Source organism: bacterium, from assembly GCA_035281585.1.
Classification (GTDB): Bacteria; UBA10199; UBA10199; order DSSB01; family DSSB01; genus DATEDP01.
Genome location: DATEDP010000142.1, coordinates 1 through 5,369 on the forward strand (window position 1 = coordinate 1; position 5,369 = coordinate 5,369).

At 58.6% G+C, this 5,369-nt stretch carries 6 protein-coding genes; 4 read left to right on the top strand and 2 right to left on the bottom strand.

The window, feature by feature from the left end; genetic code table 11:
* From VJR29_13125 to VJR29_13140, 4 genes are all read left to right on the top strand, one after another.
* On the top strand, nucleotides 1-596 hold a 596-nt coding region (locus tag VJR29_13125; protein HKY64349.1), incomplete at its 5' end, for a hypothetical protein.
* Nucleotides 597-645: 49 nt separating this feature from the next.
* Complete coding sequence (locus VJR29_13130; GenBank protein HKY64350.1) at nucleotides 646-1,572, top strand: ABC transporter ATP-binding protein; 927 nt, start codon at nucleotides 646-648, stop codon at nucleotides 1,570-1,572.
* The gene (locus VJR29_13135) at nucleotides 1,569-2,330 is read left to right on the top strand and encodes an ABC transporter permease (protein HKY64351.1); all 762 of its coding nucleotides are present in this window, start codon (nucleotides 1,569-1,571) and stop codon (nucleotides 2,328-2,330) included. The genes VJR29_13130 and VJR29_13135 overlap by 4 nt, the downstream gene beginning before the upstream one ends.
* Nucleotides 2,331-2,355: 25 nt before the next feature.
* Nucleotides 2,356-2,628, top strand: coding sequence for a UBP-type zinc finger domain-containing protein (locus VJR29_13140; protein ID HKY64352.1), 273 nt, complete (start codon nucleotides 2,356-2,358; stop codon nucleotides 2,626-2,628).
* A 4-nt stretch (nucleotides 2,629-2,632) separates the two neighbouring features.
* Here VJR29_13140 and VJR29_13145 read toward each other — a convergent pair whose 3' ends face one another.
* Nucleotides 2,633-3,640, bottom strand: a complete 1,008-nt coding sequence (locus tag VJR29_13145; protein ID HKY64353.1) for a hypothetical protein — start codon at nucleotides 3,638-3,640, stop codon at nucleotides 2,633-2,635.
* A 191-nt stretch (nucleotides 3,641-3,831) separates the two neighbouring features.
* A complete protein-coding gene (locus tag VJR29_13150; GenBank protein ID HKY64354.1) occupies nucleotides 3,832-5,241 on the bottom strand; it encodes an HTTM domain-containing protein in 1,410 nt (469 codons plus the stop codon).
* Between the last annotated feature and the right edge of the window lie 128 nt (nucleotides 5,242-5,369).

Below are 5,369 nucleotides of genomic sequence, written 5' to 3' on the forward strand. Positions count from 1 at the left end.
TGCTGCCTCTTTTGGTCGCCGCCGGCGGATTGCTCGTGGCCAGCGCCATCCTGAGTGGATGCGATGACGAGCCCTCCACTCCCCAAGAACCGGTTCAAGTCCCTCCCCCACCTGAAGCGAACCCGGTCGATGCCGGCCCCAACGCCAGCATCCAGCCCGAAGTTGGGCCCCCTCTGCTGCCGGTCACAGCTTGCGGCATCAAGTTCCAAGGCATGGAGCGTTTCGACGCCGCGGTCTGGAAAGAACGGATGAAATTCGAAGACGTCCTCAAGATCGGCGATTTGACTCCTTTGGGCCAGGACCGATTTTCGATTTATCGCGGAGAATGCCCGATGCCGGTGCGGCAACCCTTGCGCATCACCCAAGAAGACTTTCCGAGCGAAAGCAAGCCGATCCGCATGGCCACCTTGAGCCTCATGGCCTGCTATCAAAATTCCAGTTGCTCGGAGGATAAACGCCAATTCGCCATGCCGATCACCGAATCGCTGCGCGAGCTCTTCTTGGTGGACGAAAACAAGGACGGGACCGAGGACCTGCTCTTCAAAACCGACGGGAAATACGCTTACATCATCTATGGCCAGCCCTTGAAACCTTAACGATCTTTCCTCTCGACAGCTTGGAACCGGGGAACTATGAAAATCCTCCGTGACCCCGATTATCCGCATCTCCGATCTTAATAAGTCCTATGCCTCCGGTTTTCAGGCCCTCAAGGCTGTCAACCTCGAGATCCGAAAAGGCGAGATCTTCGCGCTCCTCGGCCCCAATGGCGCCGGCAAGACGACCTTGATCAATATCATCTGCGGGATCGTCAATCCCTCGAGCGGAACGGTGCTGGCCGACGGCCACGACATCCTCCAAGACTACCGGGCGGCCCGCTCCAAGATCGGGCTGGTGCCGCAGGAGCTGACCACCAACGCCTTCGAGACGGTATGGGCCACGGTCAGCTTCAGCCGCGGCTTGTTCGGCAAGCCGGCCGACCCGGCTTACATCGGGAAGGTTTTGAAAGACCTCTCGCTCTTCAACCGCAAGGACAGCAAGATCCTGACCCTGTCCGGCGGCATGAAGCGGCGCTTGATGATCGCCAAGGCCCTGTCCCACGAGCCGAGCATCCTGTTCCTCGACGAGCCGACCGCCGGCGTCGACGTCGAGCTGCGCCGCGACATGTGGGAGATGGTCCGGGCTTTGCGGGCCTCCGGCGTCACCATCATTTTGACGACTCACTATATCGAGGAAGCCGAGGAGATGGCCGACCGGATCGGGGTCATCAATAAGGGTGAGATCATCCTGGTCGAAGAAAAGAAGACCTTGATGGAAAAGCTCGGCAAGAAGCAATTGACCCTGCATTTGCAACATCCGCTGGAGCGAATCCCGCCCGAGCTTGCCGAATACCGGCTGGAGTTGTTGCACGGCGGCAACGACCTGCTCTACACCTTCGACGCCCAGGGCGAGCAAAAAGGAATTCCCCTGCTCTTGCGGCGGCTCGGCGAGCTGGGCATCGATTTCAAGGACCTCCAGACCAGCCAGAGCTCGCTGGAGGACATCTTCGTCGACTTGGTGAGGGACCCCTCATGAACTTTCACGCCATCCGGGCGATCTATCTCTTCGAGATGGCCCGGACATTCCGCACCCTGCTGCAGAGCATCGTCTCGCCGGTCCTCTCGACTTCGCTCTATTTCGTGGTATTCGGCTCGGCGATCGGCTCTCGGATGACCGAGATCGACGGCGTCAGCTACGGCGCCTTCATCATCCCGGGCTTGGTAATGCTCTCGCTTCTGACTCAAAGCATCACCAACGCTTCTTTCGGCATTTACTTTCCCAAATTCACCGGGACGATCTACGAAATCCTCTCGGCCCCGATCTCCTACCTGGAAATCGTCATCAGCTATGTCGGGGCCGCCGCCAGCAAATCGATCATGATCGGCTTGATCATCCTGGCCACCGCCCGGGTCTTCGTCGACTACCACATCGCCCATCCGGTCTGGATGATCGCCTTCCTGCTGCTGACCTCGGTGACCTTCAGCCTCTTCGGCTTCATCATCGGGATTTGGGCCGACGGCTTCGAAAAGCTGCAGCTCATTCCGCTCCTGATCATCACGCCGCTGACCTTCCTCGGCGGCAGCTTCTACTCCATCCACATGTTGCCGCCGCTGTGGCAAAAGATCACCCTCTTCAACCCGGTCGTCTATCTGGTCAACGGCTTTCGCTGGAGCTTTTACGGGGTTTCCGACCTCAGCGTGGGCATCAGCTTGGGGGTGACCTTGGTTTTCCTCGTCGTCTGCTTGGGGGTGGTGCGCTGGATCTTCAAAACCGGCTATCGACTGAAAGCCTGAGGACCCATAGAATGACGCAATCGCTATGAACAATTGCCATGATTTCGAAAATCTACCGGATGTTTCGCCTCGAACTCCCGAAGGCTGCGAAGAGTGCCTCAAAATGGGCGACGAATGGGTTCACCTTCGGCTTTGTCTGCAATGTGGGCATGTCGGCTGCTGCGACAGCTCGAAGAACAAGCACGCCACCCGTCACTTCCACCAAACGGGGCATCCGGTGATGCGCTCCTTCCAGCCGGGCGAGAGCTGGGGCTGGTGCTACGTCCATGAAGTGATGGTGGAATTTCCCGAACAATGATCGCTTAAATCGGGCTGAGGAGCCAAGCGCTCCAGCCAAGGGCCGGCCCGATCCGGGGAGCTTGGGCCGCGGGATTCAGCGAGCAGCCCAAAGTGCTGCCCTGGGTGCTGAAGGTTTCGACCGTCGAGCACTTGCCGCCGCCATCGCACTCGGTGACGGTGAGGATGTCGCCATCGTCGCAGGCGGTTCCAAGCGGCGCGAAGCAATTGTCTCCGGCCTCATCGCAGGTTTCATCGCATTGCTCGCCATTGGTGCAAGGATCGCCGGCATGGATGCTGCAAGTCCCGCCGGAGCAAGTGTCGGGCCCGTTGCAGAAGAGCCCATCATCGCAGGCGCCGGTGTTATTGCTGCGGACGCAGGTGAAGAAGACGTCGGGGCTGCAGGTCGCCGGATCGGTGCAGCAAAATTCATCGGTGCAAACGTTGCTGTCGTCGCAGTCGGCGTCGGTCTGGCATTCGCACTGGCCGCTGTCGGCTTGGCAGGTTCCATCGGCTTCATTGCAGCTGTCCAGCGTACAAGAGATATTGTCGTCGCATTGGACCGGAGCGCCGTTGCAAGCGCCGCCGGCGCAGACGTCGTTGACGGTGCAATTCACCTGGTCGTCGCAAAGGAAATCATTGGGGCTGCTGACGCAGGTCCCGGTGCCGTTGCACGCGTCGGTGGTGCAGAAGTTGCCGTCGTCGGTGCAGGGGGTGTTGACGGGATCGAAGCAATTGTCATCGGTCTCGTTGCAGGTGTTGCATTCGGTGCCGCTGCAGGGATCGCCGGTGTGGCCGGTGCAGGCTCCGGCAACGCAAAGCTCGGTCCCGTTGCAGAAAGCCCCATCGCTGGCGCAAGCCACGGTGTTGTCGGGCGGAAGGGAGCTGGCGCAGTGGCAGGTTGGAGCCGAGAAGGTGTCGACTCCGCCCGATGCGAAGCAGAGCTCGACACCGTTGCAAGGATCACCGTCGGCGCATTCGCCATCGGTGTCGCAATCGTTGCCGACATTGCCGCAAGTCACTTGGGCCGGCAAATTTCGCGGCACCATCGATAAAAATAAAATGAGAAAAAACGAGAACCCCAGAATGGTTATTACCCGGTGAGACGATACCATTGGCCCCTCTCCTTTGGAGTGTATTTCATTGTACTTATTGGGATTTTTTTCGCCAGGGAAGAAAAATCCCCAAGGAACGCCGGTTTAAGAAATTTCTCGTTTGATTTCAGTTACTTAATCGAGCAATCCTGCTCCCATAGAAGCTCGGTTCGAGTCTCGGATTTCCGAAAATTTGGCAGAACCGTTTCGTGCAAGTAGTAAATCCGAAGCGACTGGAGCTCCTTTCCCGCGGGAGCCCCGGCATTCCATTCGCGGCACAGGTAATTCCCATAGTAGGAGCGAAACGCCGCGAAGTTTTTCTTCGGCATCCAATTGAAGTACTTTCGCCACTTGACGTTGGGAATCGCGTCGGGCCCGTGCAGCTCGACCTCGGTTCCGTCCCGCAATCTTCCCGGGACCGAATAGCGCCAATCCTCGAGCAGCGGGTCGGGCGCGAACATCGCCCAGCTCTGGTCGATGCCCAAAACTTTCCCCAGCCATCGTTGCTTTTGCATGAAGACCGGCCGGAACTTTTCGATGCTGGTGGTGGCGAAATTCATCAGGCCGACATAGGCGATGAGCGCCAGCGCCAAGGCATGGACCAGCCCTTGCGAACCGACATTAATTTCCCGCCGCTGAAAACCGGAAAACCAAGACCCCCACCGTCGCCACCAACCGATCTTCGGCAGGCGATCCCAAAAGGCGCTCGGCAGGAAAACCGCCCAGCCCAAGATGCTGATATAGGGAAAAGAGCCCAGCTTCATGGTGGCGATCAATCCCGCATGAAAGGCGACGAAAAGGAAAACGGCCAAGGTTCGAAAAAAGCCGTTGGCCACCGGAACGAAGGCCAGAAAGGGCCCCCAGCTCTCGATCCAGATCGTGAAGTTCGCCAGAAATTTGACCAGGCCCGGATAGCTCAACAAAAAAGCCCCGGCCGGCTTGACCATCGTGTCGAGGTTGAAGACGTAAAAGAGCGCGGTGCCGTCGCGCCAAAGCGCGCCCGACTTGTTGATGGCGGCGAACCAATAAACGAAGCAGATTTGCAGGAGCAAAGCCACCGTCCCGCCCGACAGAACTTGCTTTGGAATTTTAGAATCCGCCGGGTCGGGCCCCCGGTCCACCGAGCAGCAAGCCGCCAGCGGCAGGAATAGCGCCCAAAAGAGATAAAGGTGCAGGAGAGTGTCGCCGGCTTGGTTGATGAATTGATTGCGGGCATGGAGCGAGGTCACCAGCAGCCAACAAGCGAAGGTGGCGACTCGAGTGCGGTAACCGAAGATCAGGGCCAAGGCCGCCAAGCCGGTCAGCAAAAAGAGGAAGGCTTGAAATGTCAGGGAGCCGCTCAGCATGTGAAGGGAGACCGGCCAAAAATAAGTCGGATTCTCGAGGAGGGCGGCCCGGGGCAGAACCCCGGCGTCGGTGTAGAAAGCCCGGAGGTCGGCCGAACGGCTGATCAGGTCGGCCAGGATGATCAGCCCCAGCCCGACACGAAACAAGGCCAGCGAGCGGATATCGATGCCGAAAAGCTCTTTGAGCTTTGCCACGGGGAATCTTTTATCTTTTTTGACGAAGGCTGCCAGAGTTTTCGCTCCTCCACCGCAAAACTTTTAACCTCCGGCCGGACTTGAGGTCTTGAGGAAGGATTCGAGGGGAAGGACCTGAATCAGGAGGG